The organism is Reyranella sp. (assembly GCF_017305915.1).
Taxonomy (GTDB): Bacteria; Pseudomonadota; Alphaproteobacteria; order Reyranellales; family Reyranellaceae; genus Reyranella.
This window is the reverse complement of record NZ_JAFKJN010000051.1, coordinates 1-17,334: the sequence shown is the minus strand read 5'-3', so window position 1 is coordinate 17,334 and position 17,334 is coordinate 1. Positions and strand designations below refer to the sequence as shown.

Here is a 17,334-nt window from a genome sequence, read left to right as displayed (position 1 = left end):
ACGTGCGCGTAATGCCGGTTCTTGGTCTCGTACTCGACATGCGCCGTCGAGATCGTGATGCCGCGCTCGCGCTCCTCCGGCGCCTTGTCGATCTGGTCGTACGCCGTGAACGTCGCTCCGCCCGTCTTCGCCAGGATCTTCGTGATCGCCGCCGTCAGCGACGTCTTGCCATGATCAACATGCCCGATCGTGCCGATGTTGCAGTGCGGCTTGTTCCGCTCGAATTTCGCCTTCGTCATGGGTGTCTTCCTTGCTTAATTCAAACTCTTAGCCGGCCAGCTTCGCGACGACCTCGTCCGCCACCGCCTGCGGCACAGGCGCGTAGTGGTCGAAGGTCATGGTGTAGGCCGCACGTCCCTGGGTCATCGACCGCAGCGTGTTCACGTAGCCGAACATGTTGGCGAGCGGCACCATGGCGTTGATGACCTGCGCGTTGCCGCGGGCCTCCATGCCCAGGATCTGGCCGCGGCGGCTGTTCAGGTCACCAATGCAGTCGCCCATGTAGTCCTCAGGCGTCACCACCTCGACCTTCATGATCGGCTCGAGCAGCTTGGGCTGCGCCTTGGCGAGGCCTTCCTTGAACGCCGCGCGGGCGGCGATCTCGAACGCCAGCACGCTCGAATCGACGTCGTGGTAGGCGCCGTCGATCAGCGTCGCCTTGAAGTCGATCACCGGGAAACCGGCGAGCACGCCGGTCTCGCGCGAGGCCTCGAGGCCCTTCTCGACGCCCGGGATGTATTCCTTCGGTACCGAGCCGCCGACGACCTTGCTGTCGAAGCTGTAGCCCGAACCCGGCTCACCCGGCTCGAACACCAGTTTGATGCGGGCGAACTGGCCCGAGCCGCCGGACTGCTTCTTGTGGGTGTAGTCGATCTCGGACTTGCGGCCGATCGTCTCGCGATAGGCGACCTGCGGCGCGCCGACGTTGGCGTCGACCTTGTAGGTGCGCTTCAGGATGTCGACCTTGATCTCGAGATGGAGCTCGCCCATGCCCTTGATGACGGTCTGGCCGGTCTCCTGGTCGGTCGAGACGCGGAAGGTCGGGTCCTCCTGCACCAGGCGGCCGAGCGCCTGGCCGAGCTTCTCCTGGTCGGCCTTCGACTTCGGCTCGATGGCGAGCTCGATGACCGGATCGGGGAAGTCCATCTTCTCGAGGATCACCGCATTGTCGGGATCGCACAGCGTGTCGCCGGTGGTGACGCTCTTGAGGCCGGCCAGGGCGATGATGTCGCCGGCGCGCGCTTCCTTCACGTCCTCACGGTTGTTGGCGTGCATCAGCAGCATGCGGCCGATGCGCTCCTTGCGGTCCTTGGTGCTGTTCAGCACGCCGGTGGCCGACTCGAGCACGCCCGAGTAGACGCGCGCGAAGGTCAGCGAGCCGACGAACGGATCGGTCATGATCTTGAACGCCAGAACGGAGAGCGGCGCATCGTCGGACGACGGCAGCGTGACCGCCTCGTCGGTGCCCATCTTGACGCCCTTGACGTCCGGCACGTCGGTCGGCGCCGGCAGGTAGTTCACGACGGCGTCGAGCATGGGCTGCACGCCCTTGTTCTTGAACGCCGAGCCGCACAGCACCGGGACGAACGCATAGGAGATCGTGCCCTTGCGGATGCACTTGATCAGCGTGTCGTAGTCGGGCTCCTCGCCGGCCAGATACTTCTCGAGCGCGACGTCGTCCTGCTCGACCGCCATCTCGATCAGCTTGTGACGGTACTCGGCAGCCTGCTCCTTGAGCTCGGCCGGGATCTCGACGATCTCGAACTTGGCGCCCAGCGTCTCCTCGAGCCAGACGATCGCCTTGTTGGAGACCAGGTCGATCAGGCCCTTGTACTCGGACTCGGTACCGATCGGGATCTGTGTCACCAGCGGCTTGGAGCCCAGGCGATCGACGATCATGTCGATGGTGCGCCAGTAGTTGGCGCCGGTGCGGTCCATCTTGTTGATGAAGCAGATGCGCGGCACGCCGTACTTGTCGGCCTGGCGCCACACCGTCTCCGACTGCGGCTCCACGCCCGCGACCGAGTCGAACACGCACACCGCGCCGTCGAGCACGCGCAAGCTGCGCTCGACCTCGATGGTGAAGTCGACGTGGCCCGGGGTGTCGATGATGTTGACGCGGTAGCTGGTGTCCTTGAACGGACCCGTCTCGACCTTCCAGAAAGCGGTAGTCGCGGCGGACGTGATGGTGATGCCGCGCTCCTGCTCCTGCTCCATCCAGTCCATGGTCGCGGCGCCGTCGTGGACTTCGCCGATCTTATGCGACTTGCCGGTGTAGTAGAGGATGCGCTCAGTCGTCGTCGTCTTGCCGGCATCGATGTGCGCCATGATGCCGATGTTGCGATAGTGCGCGATGGGGGTGGTGCGAGCCATGGTTAAGGCTTTCTGCGTGGAGGGGGTGCGGCCGGACTACCAGCGGTAATGCGCAAACGCCTTGTTGGCGTCGGCCATCTTGTGGGTGTCCTCGCGCTTCTTCACGGCGTTGCCTCGGCGGTTGAAGGCGTCCATCAGCTCGGCCGAGAGCTTCTCCTTCATGCTGTGGCCCGAACGGTCGCGCGCCGCCTGGATGATCCAGCGGATGGCCAGCGCCTGGCGCCGCTCCGGGCGCACTTCGACGGGAACCTGGTAGGTGGCGCCGCCGACGCGGCGCGAGCGGACCTCGACGGCCGGCTTCACGTTCTCCAGCGCCTCGTGGAAGGCCGGGATCGGGTCGGCCTTGAGCTTGGACTCGATCTCGTCGAGGGCGCCGTAGACGACGCGCTCGGCGACCGACTTCTTGCCACGCTCCATGAGCGTGTTCATGAACTTCGACAGGACGACGTCGTGGAACTTGGCGTCCGGGAGGACTTCTCGCTTTTCGGCAGCGCGACGGCGGGACATGTGTGCTTCTCCTCGCCTTACTTCGGACGCTTGGCGCCGTACTTCGAACGGCGCTGCTTGCGGTCCTTGACACCCTGGGTGTCGAGGGTGCCGCGGATGATGTGGTAACGGACGCCCGGCAGGTCCTTGACGCGGCCGCCGCGGATCATGACGACCGAGTGCTCCTGCAGGTTATGGCCCTCGCCGGGAATGTAGCTCACCACCTCGTAGGCGTTGGTGAGGCGCACCTTGGCGACCTTGCGCAGCGCCGAGTTCGGCTTCTTCGGCGTCGTGGTGTAGACGCGGGTGCAGACGCCGCGCTTCTGCGGGCAAGCCTGCAGCGCGGGCACCTTGTTGCGCGAGGTCAGCGGGCGACGGCCCTTGGCGATCAACTGGTTAATGGTCGGCATGCGACTTCCGGTTTCCTTGTCCCGTCCTCGGTCCGCCCAGGTCAGGCATCGGCGCAAAGCGAAAGCGCGGGCATAGCGGCAAGAGCGCAGCCCCGCGCGATTTGTATGCTCTGCGGCCAAGAGGCCTTACTTGTAGCGGTCCTCGACGTCCGGCTGCGTCTAGGCTTTTCGCCTACCACCAGCCTTTCGCCGAAGTGGCGCGCTTATATTGCTGCGTTACGTGGGCGTCAAGCGTGGCGGAACGCTTTTCTCTTTGATTTCGTTGCTGATTTCCCGCGTCGCACCATCGACTCGTTCCTGACTCGCGGCAGGGATGGCGCGCAACTTTCTAACACCACTGCTTGGGGGTCTGCCCCCGTCTCGACACAATGGTTTACTTCGCACGCGACCCGCGCTAAGGAGGCATCATGTTGCGCCGCGACACCATGATCAACCGAGCCGTCAAAGGTACCACCTTTGGGGCCGGGAGACTCGTGCGCGAAAGTCTGAGCTAAAGCCAGAAACAGCCGACGAACCCCGACCCCGCCGCCAGGCCGGGGTCGCGCAACAGGTCCCGCCCTCCGGCAACGGAAGCGAGACCGAAGATGAGTTCCTTCAGGATGCCTCCCACCCCGGTGCTTCAGACGCCGCGCCTGGTGTTGCGCCCGCTGCGCGCCAAGGACGCACCGGTCATCCAGAAGCGCTTCGCCAATTGGGAGGTCGTGCGCTGGCTGGACGCCAAGGTACCCTGGCCCTACCCGGCCGACGGCGCTACCGGCTTCGCCGCCGCCGCCCTCGCGGAGATGGCCAAGGGCGAGAAGTCCCACTGGGCGATTATCCCCAAGAAGGGCCCGGCCGACCTGATCGGCGTCATCAGCCTGCGGCCGGACGACGGCGTGACCCACGACCAGGGCGGCTTCTGGCTCGACCCGGCGTTCCGGGGCCGCGGCCTGATGACCGAGGCGGCCGACCGGGTGACCGAGTACGCCTTCGGCAAGCTCGCCTGGCCCTGCCTGTGGCTCAGCAACGCCCAGGACAACCACGCCTCCCGCCGCATCAAGGAGAAGCAGGGCGCCCGGCTGGTCGACATGATGATCGGCCAGTTCGTCGGCGGTGCGGCCACCCGCATGGTCTGGCAGCTGACCCGCGAGGACTGGCGGGCGCGCCAGCCGATGCCGCCGCGGCGTGAAGCGAAAGCGAGCGAGCCGGTCCATGCCTGACCGCCTGCCGCCGACGCCCACGCTGCAGACCGGCCGGCTCGTCCTGCGTCCGTTGCGGATGGAGGATGCGCCAATCATCCAGCGGCGCTTCCCGCAATGGGAGATCGTGCGCTTCCTCAACGGCAACCATGTGCCCTGGCCCTACCCGGCCGACGGCGCTGCCAGCCATATCGCGGACTGTCTCGAGGAGATGGCGCGCGGCGAGAAGCTCTATTGGTCGATCGCTCTCGAGAGCGCGCCGGACGATCCGATCGGCCGTATCGAGCTGCGGCCCGACGACGGCAAGAGCCGCGACATGCGCGGCTTCTGGCTCGACCCGGGGCATCACGGCAAAGGCTTCATGACCGAGGCCGCCGAATGCGTGACCGCGTTCGCCTTCGTCACCCTGGGCTGGCCGCATCTCTGGCTCAGCAACGACACGCGCAACGCCGCCTCGGCGCGCATCAAGGAGAAGCAGGGCGCCACCCTGGTCGATCGCGAGCCCTGCCGATCGGTGGAAGGCGACGGCACGCGCGAGGTCTGGCTGCTGAAGCGCGAGGACTGGCTCGCGCGGCGCGGGGCTTAGAGCTGGGGGCGCGTCACTCCAGTGGCGCGGTCCAAAGAAAAAGGCCGTCGCTTGCGGCGACGGCCTTCTCGATGTCTCGGCGCAGCGTCGGACTCAGTCCGCCGCGTGCTCCTGCTCGAGCGTCGGGACCGGCTGGTCCTCGCCGTCGGCGCCGGCCGCCAGGATGGCGCGATCGCGCTGGGCGGCGATCGCCTTCATGCGGTTCACGACTCCGCCGGTACCCGCCGGGATCAGGCGGCCGACGATGACGTTCTCCTTGAGGCCCTGCAGGTTGTCGACGCGGCCCGAGACGGCCGCCTCGGTCAGCACGCGGGTGGTCTCCTGGAACGAGGCCGCCGAGATGAACGACTTCGTCTGCAGGGACGCCTTGGTGATGCCGAGCAGCACCGGGTCCGCCTTGGCGGGCTTCAGCTTCTCGGAGATCAGCTTGGCGTTCTCGGCCTCGAACTCGCCCTTGTCGACCTGCTCGCCGATCAGGAACGTCGACTCGCCGGCGTCGGTGATCTCGACCTTCTGCAGCATCTGACGCGCGATCGTCTCGATGTGCTTGTCGTTGATCTTCACGCCCTGCAGCCGATAGACCTCCTGGATCTCGTTGACGAGATACTCGGCCAGCTTCTCGATGCCCAGCACGCGCAGGATGTCGTGCGGCACCGGGTTGCCGTCGATCAAGAGGTCGCCGCGCTCGACGTAGTCGCCTTCCTGGACGGCGATGCGCTTGGTCTTCGGGATCAGGTACTCGACCGGCTCCGCACCCTCGCCTTCCGGCACGATCAGGATGCGGCGCTTGTTCTTGTAGTCCTTGCCGAACTCGATGCGGCCCGGGACGTCGCAGATGATCGCGAAGTCCTTGGGCTTGCGCGCCTCGAACAGCTCGGCCACGCGCGGCAGACCGCCGGTGATGTCGCGGTTCTTGCCGCCCTCGCGCGGGATACGCGCGAGGATGTCGCCGGCATGGACCTCCTGGCCGTTCTCGACCGACAGGACCGAGTCGAGCGACAGCAGGTAGCGGGCCTCCTGGCCGTTGGCCAGCATGATCGGCTGGCCGGCCGCGTCGTGGATGACGATGCGCGGACGCAGGTCGCCGCCGCGCGGCTGGCCCTTCCAGTCGACGACCACGCGGTTGGAGATGCCGGTGGAGTCGTCGATCACCTCGCGCATCGACACGCCCTCGACGAGGTCGGTGTAGACCGCCTTGCCCGCCTTCTCGGTGATGATCGGCAGGGTGTACGGATCCCACTCGGCCAGCTTCTGGCCCTTGGTCACCGGCGACTCGTTGTCGACCAGCAGGCGCGCGCCGTAGGGCACGCGATGCTTGGCGCGCTCGCGCTGAGCGCCGTCGATCAGCACCAACTCGGTGTTGCGGCCCATCACGACCGGCACACCCTGGCTGTTGACGACGACGTTGCGGTTGCGCACCTGGATGGTGCCGTCGTGGCTCGCCTCGACGTTCGACTGCTCGGCGCCGCGCTGTGCCGCGCCGCCGATGTGGAAGGTGCGCATGGTGAGCTGGGTGCCCGGCTCGCCGATCGACTGGGCGGCAATGACGCCGACCGCCTCGCCGATGTTGACCTTGGTGCCGCGAGCGAGGTCGCGGCCATAGCACTTGCCGCAGACGCCGATCTTGGTGTCGCAGGTCAGCACCGAGCGGATGCGCAGCTCCTCGATGCCGGCCTTGTCGATCTGCTCGACACCGACCTCGTCGATCAGGTCGCCGGCCTTGATGATCACCGAGCCGGTGAGCGGATCGACGACATCGGTCAGCGCGGTGCGGCCCAGCACGCGCTCCGACAGCGGCTCGATCACGTCGCCGCCGTCGACGACCGCGCGCATGGTGAGGCCGCGTTCGGTGCCGCAATCCTCCTCGATGATGATGCAGTCCTGGGCGACGTCGACCAGACGGCGGGTCAGGTAGCCCGAGTTCGCCGTCTTGAGCGCGGTGTCGGCCAGTCCCTTGCGGGCGCCGTGGGTCGAGTTGAAGTACTCGAGCACCGACAGGCCTTCCTTGAAGTTCGAAAGGATCGGCGTCTCGATGATCTCGCCCGAGGGCTTGGTCATCAGACCGCGCATGCCGGCGAGCTGCTTCATCTGGGTAGCCGAGCCACGCGCGCCGGAATGCGCCATCATCCACACCGCGTTGACCGGCTTGCCCGGCTGCGGCGTGGAAATGCCCTTCATCATCTCCTCGGCGACGCGATCGGAGCAGCGCGACCAGGCGTCGACCACCTTGTTGTACTTCTCGCCCGAGGTGATCAGGCCGTCCTGGTACTGCTGCTCGTACTCCTTCACTTCCTTCGTCGTCGCCGCGACCAGCTTGGTCTTGGCGGCGGGAATGACGAGGTCGTCCTTGCCGAACGAGATGCCGGCGCGGCAGGCGTGATAGAAGCCGAGGCCCATCAGGCGATCGGCGAAGATCACCGTCTCCTTCTGGCCGCAGTGGCGGTAGACCGTGTCGATGACGTTCTGCAGGTCCTTCTTCGTGAGAAGACGGTTGATCAGCGAGAACGGCAGGTTCGGGTGCTTGGGCAGGATCTGCGCCAGCAGGATGCGGCCCGGCGTGGTCTCGACCACGCGGCTCGCCAGCACGCCCTTGTCGTCGTAGGCCTCGAGGCGCGCCTTGATCTTGGCATGCATCGACAGCGAGCGGTTGTGCAGGGCGTGCTCGAGCTCGCCGATCTCGGAGAACAGCGAGTTCTCGCCCGGCTCGCCGTCGCGCTCGAGCGTGATGTAGTAGATGCCGAGCACGATGTCCTGCGACGGCACGATGATCGGCTTGCCCGACGCCGGCGACAGGATGTTGTTGGTCGACATCATCAGCACGCGCGCCTCGAGCTGGGCTTCCAGCGACAGCGGCACGTGGACCGCCATCTGGTCGCCGTCGAAGTCGGCGTTGAAGGCGGTGCAGACCAGCGGATGGAGCTGGATCGCCTTGCCCTCGATCAGCACCGGCTCGAAGGCCTGGATGCCGAGGCGGTGCAGGGTCGGCGCGCGGTTCAGCAGCACCGGATGCTCGCGGATCACCTCCTCGAGGATGTCCCACACCTCCGGCCGCTCCTTCTCGACCATGCGCTTGGCGGCCTTGATGGTGTTGGCCATGCCGTAGTTCTGCAGCCGCGAGTAGATGAACGGCTTGAACAGCTCGAGCGCCATCTTCTTGGGCAGGCCGCACTGGTGCAGCTTGAGCTCGGGGCCGACCACGATGACCGAGCGGCCCGAGTAGTCGACGCGCTTGCCGAGCAGGTTCTGGCGGAAGCGGCCCTGCTTGCCCTTCAGCATGTCGGACAGCGACTTCAGCGGGCGCTTGTTGGCGCCGGTGATGACGCGGCCGCGGCGGCCGTTGTCGAACAGCGCGTCGACCGACTCCTGCAGCATGCGCTTCTCATTGCGCACGATGATGTCGGGGGCGCGCAGCTCCATCAGGCGCTTCAGCCGGTTGTTGCGGTTGATGACGCGACGATAGAGGTCGTTGAGGTCGGAGGTCGCGAAGCGGCCGCCGTCGAGCGGCACCAGCGGGCGCAGCTCGGGCGGGATCACCGGCACCAGCTCGAGGATCATCCACTCCGGACGGGCGCCCGACTCGATGAAGTTCTCGACCAGCTTCAGCCGCTTGACCAGCTTCTTGCGCTTGGCCTCCGAGGTGGTGTCGCGCAGCTCCTCGCGCAGCTTCGGCCGTTCCTCGTTGAGGTCGATCGCCACCAGCATGGCGCGGATCGCCTCGGCGCCGATGTCGGCGCGGAAGGCGTCGTCGCCGTACTCGTCGAGCGCGTTGAGGTACTGGTCCTCGTTCAGGAGCTCGCGGTACTTGAGCGGGGTCAGGCCCGGCTCGGTGACCACGTAGTTCTCGAAGTAGAGGATCTTCTCGAGGTCGCGCAGCGTCATGTCGAGCAGCAGGCCGATGCGGCTCGGCAGCGACTTCAGGAACCAGATGTGCGCCACCGGCGAGGCCAGCTCGATGTGGCCCATGCGCTCGCGGCGCACCTTGGTGAGGGTCACCTCGACGCCGCACTTCTCGCAGGTGATGCCGCGGAACTTCATGCGCTTGTACTTGCCGCACAGGCACTCGTAGTCCTTGATCGGCCCGAAGATGCGGGCGCAGAACAGGCCGTCCCGCTCCGGCTTGAAGGTGCGGTAGTTGATGGTCTCCGGCTTCTTGATCTCGCCGTGGCTCCAGGCGCGGATGCGCTCGGGGCTGGCGATCGAGATGCGGATCTCGTCGAAGGTCGGAGTGCCCTGGGGCTGGCCCAGTACGTTGATCAGATCGGTCATTGGTGGTCCTACGGTTTCGTTGGACTAAGTCGCGAAGAGAGGGAGGAGGCCGTTACTCGGCCCCCTGATTGAGCTCGACGTTGAGGCCGAGCGAGCGCAGCTCCTTGACCAGCACGTTGAAGGACTCGGGGATGCCCGCCTCGAAGGTGTCGTCGCCGCGCACGATGGCCTCGTAGACCTTGGTGCGGCCCGCGACGTCGTCCGACTTCACGGTCAGGATCTCCTGCAGCGTGTAGGCGGCGCCGTAAGCCTCGAGCGCCCAGACCTCCATCTCGCCGAAGCGCTGGCCGCCGAACTGCGCCTTGCCGCCCAGCGGCTGCTGGGTGACGAGCGAGTACGGGCCGATCGACCGGGCGTGGATCTTGTCGTCCACCAGGTGATGCAGCTTCAGCATGTAGATGTAGCCGACCGTCACCTTGCGATCGAACGGCTCGCCGGTGCGGCCGTCGACCAGGGTGACCTGGCCCGACTTGTCGAGGCCCGCCATCTCCAGCATGCCGACGATGTCGCCCTCGTGGGCGCCGTCGAACACCGGCGAGGCGAAGGGCACGCCCTTGCTCAGGTTGCGGGCGAGCTCGATCGTGGCATCGTCGTCGAGATCGGCGATCTCGGCCTTGTAAGCTTTTTCTCCGTAGATCTCGCGGAGCTGCTTCTTGATCTGCGCCGCCGAGGCCTCGCGGCCCGCCGTCACCATCTCGCCGATCCGCTTGCCGAGGCCCGCCGCGGCCCAGCCGAGGTGGGTCTCGAGGATCTGGCCGACGTTCATGCGGGACGGCACGCCGAGCGGGTTCAGCACGATGTCGACCGGCCCGCCCTCCTCGAGGTACGGCATGTCCTCGAGCGGCATGATGCGCGAGATCACGCCCTTGTTGCCGTGGCGGCCCGCCATCTTGTCGCCGGGCTGCAGCTTGCGCTTGGTCGCGACGAAGACCTTGACCATCTTCATCACGCCCGGCGGCAGCTCGTCGCCGCGCTGCAGCTTGTCGACCTTGCTGTCGAAGCGGTCCTGCAGGCGCTTCATCGACTCGTCGAACTGCTTGTTCGCCGCCTCGATCTCGCCCTGCCGCTTGTCGCCCTTGACGGCGATCTGCCGCCACTGGCCCGGCGTGAACTCGCCCAGCACCTTGTCGACGATGCGGGTGCCCGGCTTGAGGCCCTTGAGGCCGCCGGCCACCACCTGGTTCATCAGCATTTCCTGGATCTGGCTGTAGAAGCTGCGCTCCAGGATGGCCTTTTCGTCGTCGCGGTCCTTGGCCAGGCGCTCGATCTCGTCGCGCTCGATGGCGAGCGCGCGCTCGTCCTTGTCGACGCCGCGGCGGTTGAACACGCGGACCTCGACGACCGTGCCCTCGACGCCCGGCGGCACCTTCAGCGAGGTGTCGCGCACGTCGGCGGCCTTCTCGCCGAAGATCGCGCGCAGCAGCTTCTCTTCGGGGGTCATCGGGCTCTCGCCCTTCGGCGTCACCTTGCCGACCAGGATGTCGCCCGCCTTCACCTCGGCGCCGATATAGACGATGCCCGCCTCGTCGAGGTTCTTGAGAGCCTCCTCGCCGACGTTCGGGATGTCGCGGCTGATCTCCTCCTGGCCGAGCTTGGTGTCGCGGGCCATGACCTCGAACTCCTCGATGTGGATCGAGGTGAAGACGTCGTCGCGCACGATGCGCTCGCTGAGCAGGATCGAGTCCTCGAAGTTGTAGCCGTTCCACGGCATGAACGCGACGAGCACGTTGCGGCCCAGCGCCAGCTCGCCATCGCGGGTCGACGGACCGTCGGCCACGATGTCGCCCTTCTTCACCGTGTCGCCGACCTTAACGAGCGGCTTCTGGGTGATGCAGGTGCTCTGGTTGGAGCGCTGGAACTTCAGCAGGTTGTAGATGTCGACCGCCGGCCGGTTGGGCCCGACGTCGTCGGTCGCGCGCACCACGATGCGCATGGCGTCGACCTGGTCGACGATGCCGGTGCGGCGCGCGGCGATCGCCACGCCCGAATCGCGGGCAACCACCTCTTCCATGCCGGTGCCGACCAGCGGCGATTCGGCCTGGATCAGCGGCACCGCCTGGCGCTGCATGTTCGAGCCCATCAGCGCGCGGTTGGCGTCGTCGTTCTCGAGGAACGGGATCAGCGCCGCGGCGACCGACACGATCTGCTTGGGCGAGACGTCGACGAAGTCGATCGTCTCGGGACGGGCGAGGATGTACTCGCCGCCCTTGCGGCACTGCACCAGCTCGGAGACGAACTTGCCCTTGGCGTCGATCTCGGCGTTGGCCTGGGCGACCGTGTAGCGGCCCTCCTCCATCGCCGACAGGTAGATCACCTCGTCGGTGACGCGGCTGTGGTGGACCTTGCGGTACGGGCTCTCGATGAAGCCGTACTGGTTCACGCGGGCGTAGGTCGCCAGCGAGTTGATCAGGCCGATGTTCGGGCCTTCCGGCGTCTCGATCGGGCAGATGCGGCCGTAGTGCGTCGGGTGAACGTCGCGCACCTCGAAGCCGGCGCGCTCGCGGGTCAGGCCGCCCGGTCCCAGCGCCGAGAGGCGACGCTTGTGCGTCACTTCCGACAGCGGGTTGGTCTGGTCCATGAACTGCGAGAGCTGGCTGGAGCCGAAGAACTCGCGCACCGCCGCCGCCGCCGGCTTGGCGTTGATCAGGTCGTGCGGCATCACGGTGTCGATGTCGATCGAGCTCATGCGCTCGCGGATCGCCCGCTCCATGCGCAGCAGGCCGACGCGATACTGGTTCTCCATCAGCTCGCCGACCGAGCGGACGCGACGGTTGCCGAGATGGTCGATGTCGTCGATCTCGCCGCGGCCGTCCTTGAGGTCGTGCAGCACCTTGACGACGGCGAGGATGTCCTCGCGGCGCAGCGTGCGCTGGGTGTCGGGCACGCCCTGGAACTCGAGCCGCATGTTCATCTTGACGCGGCCGACCGGCGACAGGTCGTAGCGGTCGATGTCGAACAGCAGGCCGCCGAACAGCGTCTCCGCCTGCTCCAGCGTCGGCGGCTCGCCCGGACGCATCACGCGGTAGATGTCGAGCAGGGCCTCCTCGCGGTTGGAGTTCTTGTCCGCCGCCAGGGTGTTGCGGATGTACGGGCCCACGTTGGTGTGGTCGATCGCCAGCGTCGGCAGCACGTCGATGTCGTTCTCGTCGAACAGGTCGAGCACCGCCTGGGTGATCTCCTGGCCGGCCTCGACATAGATCTCGCCGGTCTTCTCGTTGATCACGTCGACGGCGGCGTAGCGGCCGATCAGCTCCTCCGGCGACACGCGCACTTCCTTGAGGCCCGCCTCCTTGAGGCGGTTCAGGAGCCGCGGCGTCATCTTGGCGCCGGCCTCGGCGACCGACTTGCCGGTCTTGGCGTTGACCAGGTCGTGGGTGAGCTTGACGCCCTTCATCGACTCGGCGTCGAAGGTCGTGGTCCAGCCTTCCTTGTCGCCCTTGTAGACGACCTGGCCGTAGAACGCGGCGAGGATCTCCTCGGGCGACAGGCCCTGGGCCTCGGTCGGATCGAGCGTCTGGCCCTTGGCGACGGCCGACGCCCGCTTCTTCGCGGTCGCGTCGTTGTCGAGCGCGAGCAGCAGCGTCGTCACCGGGATCTTGCGGCGGCGGTCGATGCGGACATGGATCAGGTCCTTGGCGTCGAATTCGAAGTCGAGCCACGAGCCGCGGTACGGGATGATGCGGGCGGCGAACAGGTACTTGCCCGAGCTGTGCGTCTTGCCCTTGTCATGATCGAAGAAGACGCCCGGCGAGCGGTGCATCTGGCTGACGATCACGCGCTCGGTGCCGTTGACGATGAAGGTGCCGTTGTCGGTCATGAGCGGCATGTCGCCCATGTAGACATCCTGCTCCTTGATGTCGCGGATCGAGCGCGAGCCGGCTTCCTCGTCGATGTCCCACACGACGAGCTGGAGCGTGACCTTGAGCGGCGCGGCGAAGGTGATGCCGCGCTGCTGGCATTCCTCGACGTCGTACTTCGGCTCCTCGAACTCGTACTTCACGAACTCGAGGCTGGCCCGCTCGGCGAAGTCCTTGATCGGGAACACGCCGCGGAAGACCTCCTGCAGGCCGGTCGGCGTGCGCTTGGCCGCCGGGATCAGGCGCTGCAGGAAGCCCTCGTACGAGCTCTTCTGGACTTCGATCAGGTTGGGCATGGGGGCCACGGATTCGATGTGGCCGAAGAAACGACGGATTCTTTTGCGCGTATTGAAGGCCGTGGCCATCCTGCGTCCTCGATCGGGTTCAAGGCAGGCGAACTACCCGCTGCTGTCTCGGAACTCACGGCCCGCCAAAGCCGCTCGTCCCATCCATTGCAGAGGGCCACTTATCGAAGCGGACCGACAAGTCCGCTTGGAGAAGGGGCCCGAGTGGGCCGGCGCTTCGCCGGCCCACTCGGTATCCACTTACTTCAGCTCGACCTTGGCGCCTTCGGCCTCGAGCTTGGCCTTGAGCTTGTCGGCGTCGGCCTTCGGCACGCCTTCCTTGACCGGCTTCGGCGCGCCCTCGACCAGGTCCTTGGCCTCCTTGAGGCCGAGGCCGGTGATCTCGCGCACCGCCTTGATGACGTTGATCTTCTTGTCGCCGGCCGCGGCCAGCACGACGGTGAACTCGTCCTTCACCTCGGCCGGAGCCGCAGCAGCAGCGCCCGGAGCGGCGGCGACCGCGACCGGCGCGGCGGCGCTGACGCCCCACTTCTCTTCCAGCAGCTTGCTGAGCTGCGCGGCCTCGAGGACCGTCAGGGTCGAGAGCTCCTCGACCAGCTTTTCCAAATTCGCCATTTCTATCTCCTGATATCCCGAACTTCGTTGAACGTGACTTCGCTGAACTGCGACCTACGCCGCCTTCGCGCCGTCTTCCTTGGCTCCATACGCGCTGAACACACGAGCGACCTGACCCGCCGGTGCCGCCAGAACGCCCGCGATCTTCGTCGCCGGAGCCTGGATGAGACCGATGATCTTGCCGCGCAGAGCATCGAGCGACGGCAGCGTGGCGAGGGCCTGGACGCCTGCGACATCCAGAGTGTTCTCACCGAGCGCACCGCCGACGATGGTCAGCTTCTCGTTGTCCTTGGCGAAGGCCGAGATGACCTTCGCCGCAGCGACCGGATCCTTGGAGTAAGCGATGGCAGTCGGGCCCTTGAACAGGGACCCGAGCGCCGTGAAGGACGTGCCCTCGAGGGCACGCAGCATGAGTCGGTTCTTCGCGACCTTGTAGCTCGCCCCGGCTGCCCGCACCTTGCGGCGCAGGTCCGTCACTTCCTGGACGGTGAGGCCGGACTGGCGGGTGACCACCATCAGGCTCGCGTCCTTGAAGATCTGGTTCAGCTCGGAGATCGACTCGGCCTTTTCCGAACGATTCACGGCTTTCTCCAATTGAGGCCCGACCTGAAACCCAGATCGGACCGGCTGCGTTGAGACCACAGCCTCGTTGGCGGTTCACGCGAACGAGGACCGATGGCCTTGCTCGCCTGCCCCGGAAGTTCGGGACGATCGCCCGTATGAATGGGCTTAATCCCTTGCCCCCGTCTGCGCTGGCGGGTTTCCCCTTTAGGTCTGCTCCTGAAGGAGCGAGACACCGGCGGTCTCGGACAGGTTTTCCGCCGTCCCCCGCCCAATCGCTTGGGAGAGAGACGGCGAAACTCTAAGACTTGCCGCCGCGCCTCAGACGTTGAGCGCGGTGGCGGGATCGAGCTTCACGCCCGGTCCCATGGTCGAACTGATCGACACCTTCTTGATGAAGGTGCCCTTGGCGCCCGACGGCTTCGCGCGATTGATCGCGGTCACCAGCGCCTTGACGTTGGCCGCGATCGCCTCTTCCGAGAACGACGCCTTGCCGACGCCAGCATGAACGATGCCGGCCTTCTCGGCGCGGAACTCGATCGAGCCGGCCTTGGCGGCCTTCACCGCGGCGGTCACGTCCTGCGTCACGGTGCCGAGCTTCGGGTTCGGCATCAGACCGCGCGGGCCCAGAACCTTACCGAGGCGGCCGACGACGCCCATCATGTCGGGCGTGGCGACGCAGCGGTCGAAATTCATCTCGCCGCCGTTGATCTTCTCGGCGAGGTCCTCCGCACCGACCAGGTCGGCGCCGGCGGCCTTGGCCTCCTCGGCCTTGGCGCCGCGGGCGAACACCGCGACGCGCACCGTCTTGCCGGTGCCGCTCGGCAGCTCGACCATGCCGCGCACCGCCTGGTCGGCGTGGCGCGGGTCGATGCCGAGGTTCATCGCGACCTCGATGGTCTCGTCGAACTTCGCCTTGGCGTTCGCCTTGACGATCTTGACCGCCTCGTCGAGCGAGTAGGTCTTCTCACGGTCGACCGTCTGGCTGGCGGTCGTGTAGCGCTTACCCTGGGCCATGGCTTAGTCCACCACCTGCAGGCCCATCGAGCGGGCCGAACCAATGATCTGAGCCATCGCCGACTCGATGGAATCGCAGTTGAGGTCGGGCATCTTCTGCTTCGCGATTTCCTCGATCTGCGCCTTGGTCACCTTGCCGACGATCTGCGTGCCGACGGTCTTGGCACCCGCTTCGATGCCCGCCGCCTTCTTCAGGAAGTAGGTGTTCGGCGGGGTCTTGGTGATGAAGGTGAAGCTGCGATCCTGGAACACGGTGATCACCACCGGGATCGGCATGCCGGGCTCCATCTTCTGGGTCCGCGCGTTGAACTGCTTGCAGAATTCCATGATGTTGACGCCCTGCTGACCGAGCGCAGGCCCGATCGGCGGGGAGGGGTTGGCCTTGCCTGCAGGGACCTGCAGCTTGACGTAGGCCTGGATCTTCTTGGCCATTAAGAGCCCTTCCTATGTTGGGCGGCGTGGTCCGGCCATGGCTGGCCTCCCACACCTGTTCCATCCTCAAGTCCTTGATCCGAAAGGATCTCCGGCTCCGGACGGTCTCACGCGGAAAAGGCCGGCACAGAGGCCAGCCCTTCCGAAGGCGCGGGGTGTAGCAAACTCCCCGACGCTCTACAACCCCCCGGATTTCAAGGATTCGTGGGGGCGTATATGGTGTGTCTTCAGAGTTTTTCCACCTGTGCGTAGTCGAGCTCGACCGGGGTCGAGCGGCCGAAGATGGAGACGGCGACCTTGAGCCGTGCCCGTTCCTCGTCCACGTCCTCGACAGTGCCGTTGAAAGAGGCAAACGGGCCGTCGGCCACCTTGACCTGCTCGCCAATCTCGAAGGACACGGCGGGCTTGGGCCGTTCGACGCCCTCCTGGACCTGCTTCAGGATTCGGCTGGCCTCGGCATCGGAGATCGGTACCGGCTTGCCGCGGCCGCCGCCGCCCAGGAAGCCCGTCACCTTGGCGGTATTCTTCACCAAGTGCCAAGTCTCGTCGTTCAGATCCATCTTCACCAGGACATAGCCCGGGAAGAATTTGCGCTCTGTCTGCACCTTGGCGCCCCGGCGGACCTCGACGACCTCCTCGGTCGGAACGATCACCTCGGTGATCTCCTCGTCGAGGCCCTTCTTCTGGGCCTGTTCGCGGATCGACGAGGCGACCTTGTTCTCGAAGCCCGAATAGGCGTGCACGACATACCAGCGATGAGCCATCTCAGGACACCCCAAGCAACGTCTTCACGACGAAGCCGATGATCTTGTCAGCCACCAGGAAGAACAGGGCGGCAATCACGACGAAGATGAAGACCATGCTGGTGGTGATCATGGTCTCGCGACGGGTCGGCCAGGTGACCCTGGCCACCTCGGCGCGGACCTCACGCACGAATTCGACTGGATTTATCGCCATGCTCGCACTTCAAAAAGATTTGGCAGGAGTGGAGGGACTCGAACCCCCGACTTTCGGTTTTGGAGACCGACGCTCTACCAACTGAGCTACACTCCTGCAGTCTCGCCTTGTCCTTATAACCTACTTTACGATCTTGGTAACAACGCCGGCGCCGACGGTTCGGCCGCCCTCGCGGATGGCGAAGCGCAGGCCCTCGTCCATCGCGATCGGCTGGATCAGCTCGATCGTCATCCGCGCGTTGTCCCCCGGCATCACCATCTCGGTGCCCGACGGCAGCGTCACCACGCCGGT

14 protein-coding genes, 1 tRNA gene and 1 pseudogene are annotated in these 17,334 nt (G+C 66.0%); 2 read left to right on the top strand and 14 right to left on the bottom strand.

The window, feature by feature from the left end:
• From J0J01_RS32355 to rpsL, 4 genes are all read right to left on the bottom strand, one after another.
• On the bottom strand, positions 1 to 239 hold a 239-nt coding region (locus J0J01_RS32355; protein ID WP_296384688.1), incomplete at its 3' end, for a GTP-binding protein.
• A gap of 28 nt (positions 240 to 267) precedes the next feature.
• Entirely contained in the window at positions 268 to 2,373 is a 2,106-nt protein-coding gene (fusA, locus tag J0J01_RS32350) for an elongation factor G (protein ID WP_296387762.1), read from the bottom strand.
• A gap of 36 nt (positions 2,374 to 2,409) precedes the next feature.
• Positions 2,410 to 2,880, bottom strand: a complete 471-nt coding sequence (gene rpsG, locus J0J01_RS32345) for a 30S ribosomal protein S7 (protein ID WP_296387761.1) — start codon at positions 2,878 to 2,880, stop codon at positions 2,410 to 2,412.
• A gap of 17 nt (positions 2,881 to 2,897) precedes the next feature.
• Positions 2,898 to 3,269 carry a 30S ribosomal protein S12 gene (gene rpsL, locus J0J01_RS32340; protein WP_296387760.1) on the bottom strand — a complete coding sequence of 124 codons (372 nt, stop codon included), beginning with the start codon at positions 3,267 to 3,269 and terminating at the stop codon, positions 2,898 to 2,900.
• 614 nt (positions 3,270 to 3,883) lie between these two features.
• On the opposite strand from rpsL, the gene J0J01_RS32335 reads away from it, so the two are divergent.
• Positions 3,884 to 4,468, top strand: coding sequence for a GNAT family N-acetyltransferase (locus tag J0J01_RS32335; RefSeq protein ID WP_296387759.1), 585 nt, complete (start codon positions 3,884 to 3,886; stop codon positions 4,466 to 4,468).
• Positions 4,461 to 5,033, top strand: a complete 573-nt coding sequence (locus tag J0J01_RS32330) for a GNAT family N-acetyltransferase (RefSeq protein ID WP_296387758.1) — start codon at positions 4,461 to 4,463, stop codon at positions 5,031 to 5,033. Before J0J01_RS32335 ends, J0J01_RS32330 begins: the two co-directional genes overlap by 8 nt.
• 93 nt (positions 5,034 to 5,126) lie before the next feature.
• On the opposite strand, the gene rpoC is transcribed toward J0J01_RS32330, so the two are convergent.
• The 10 genes and pseudogenes from rpoC to J0J01_RS32280 form a co-directional block, all read right to left on the bottom strand.
• Positions 5,127 to 9,299, bottom strand: a complete 4,173-nt coding sequence (gene rpoC, locus J0J01_RS32325) for a DNA-directed RNA polymerase subunit beta' (RefSeq protein ID WP_296387757.1) — start codon at positions 9,297 to 9,299, stop codon at positions 5,127 to 5,129.
• A gap of 52 nt (positions 9,300 to 9,351) precedes the next feature.
• Positions 9,352 to 13,521 (bottom strand): DNA-directed RNA polymerase subunit beta, encoded by a 4,170-nt coding sequence (rpoB, locus tag J0J01_RS32320; RefSeq protein WP_296387756.1) that lies wholly within the window; start codon positions 13,519 to 13,521, stop codon positions 9,352 to 9,354.
• 180 nt (positions 13,522 to 13,701) lie between these two features.
• Positions 13,702 to 14,076: a 50S ribosomal protein L7/L12 gene (gene rplL, locus J0J01_RS32315; protein ID WP_296387755.1), complete on the bottom strand. Its 375-nt coding sequence runs from the start codon at positions 14,074 to 14,076 to the stop codon at positions 13,702 to 13,704.
• Positions 14,077 to 14,130: 54 nt separating this feature from the next.
• Entirely contained in the window at positions 14,131 to 14,658 is a 528-nt protein-coding gene (gene rplJ, locus J0J01_RS32310) for a 50S ribosomal protein L10 (protein ID WP_296387763.1), read from the bottom strand.
• Positions 14,659 to 14,958: 300 nt separating this feature from the next.
• Positions 14,959 to 15,654, bottom strand: coding sequence for a 50S ribosomal protein L1 (rplA, locus tag J0J01_RS32305; RefSeq protein ID WP_296387754.1), 696 nt, complete (start codon positions 15,652 to 15,654; stop codon positions 14,959 to 14,961).
• Between the two features lie 3 nt (positions 15,655 to 15,657).
• Positions 15,658 to 16,086: a 50S ribosomal protein L11 gene (rplK, locus tag J0J01_RS32300; RefSeq protein WP_296387753.1), complete on the bottom strand. Its 429-nt coding sequence runs from the start codon at positions 16,084 to 16,086 to the stop codon at positions 15,658 to 15,660.
• A 227-nt stretch (positions 16,087 to 16,313) separates the two neighbouring features.
• The gene (gene nusG / locus J0J01_RS32295; RefSeq protein WP_296387752.1) at positions 16,314 to 16,850 is read right to left on the bottom strand and encodes a transcription termination/antitermination protein NusG; all 537 of its coding nucleotides are present in this window, start codon (positions 16,848 to 16,850) and stop codon (positions 16,314 to 16,316) included.
• A 1-nt stretch (position 16,851) separates the two neighbouring features.
• Positions 16,852 to 17,043 (bottom strand): preprotein translocase subunit SecE, encoded by a 192-nt coding sequence (secE, locus tag J0J01_RS32290; protein WP_296387751.1) that lies wholly within the window; start codon positions 17,041 to 17,043, stop codon positions 16,852 to 16,854.
• A 20-nt stretch (positions 17,044 to 17,063) separates the two neighbouring features.
• Positions 17,064 to 17,139 (bottom strand) — tRNA-Trp (locus tag J0J01_RS32285).
• Between the two features lie 24 nt (positions 17,140 to 17,163).
• Positions 17,164 to 17,334: pseudogene (locus J0J01_RS32280) on the bottom strand (elongation factor Tu); the annotation flags it as partial.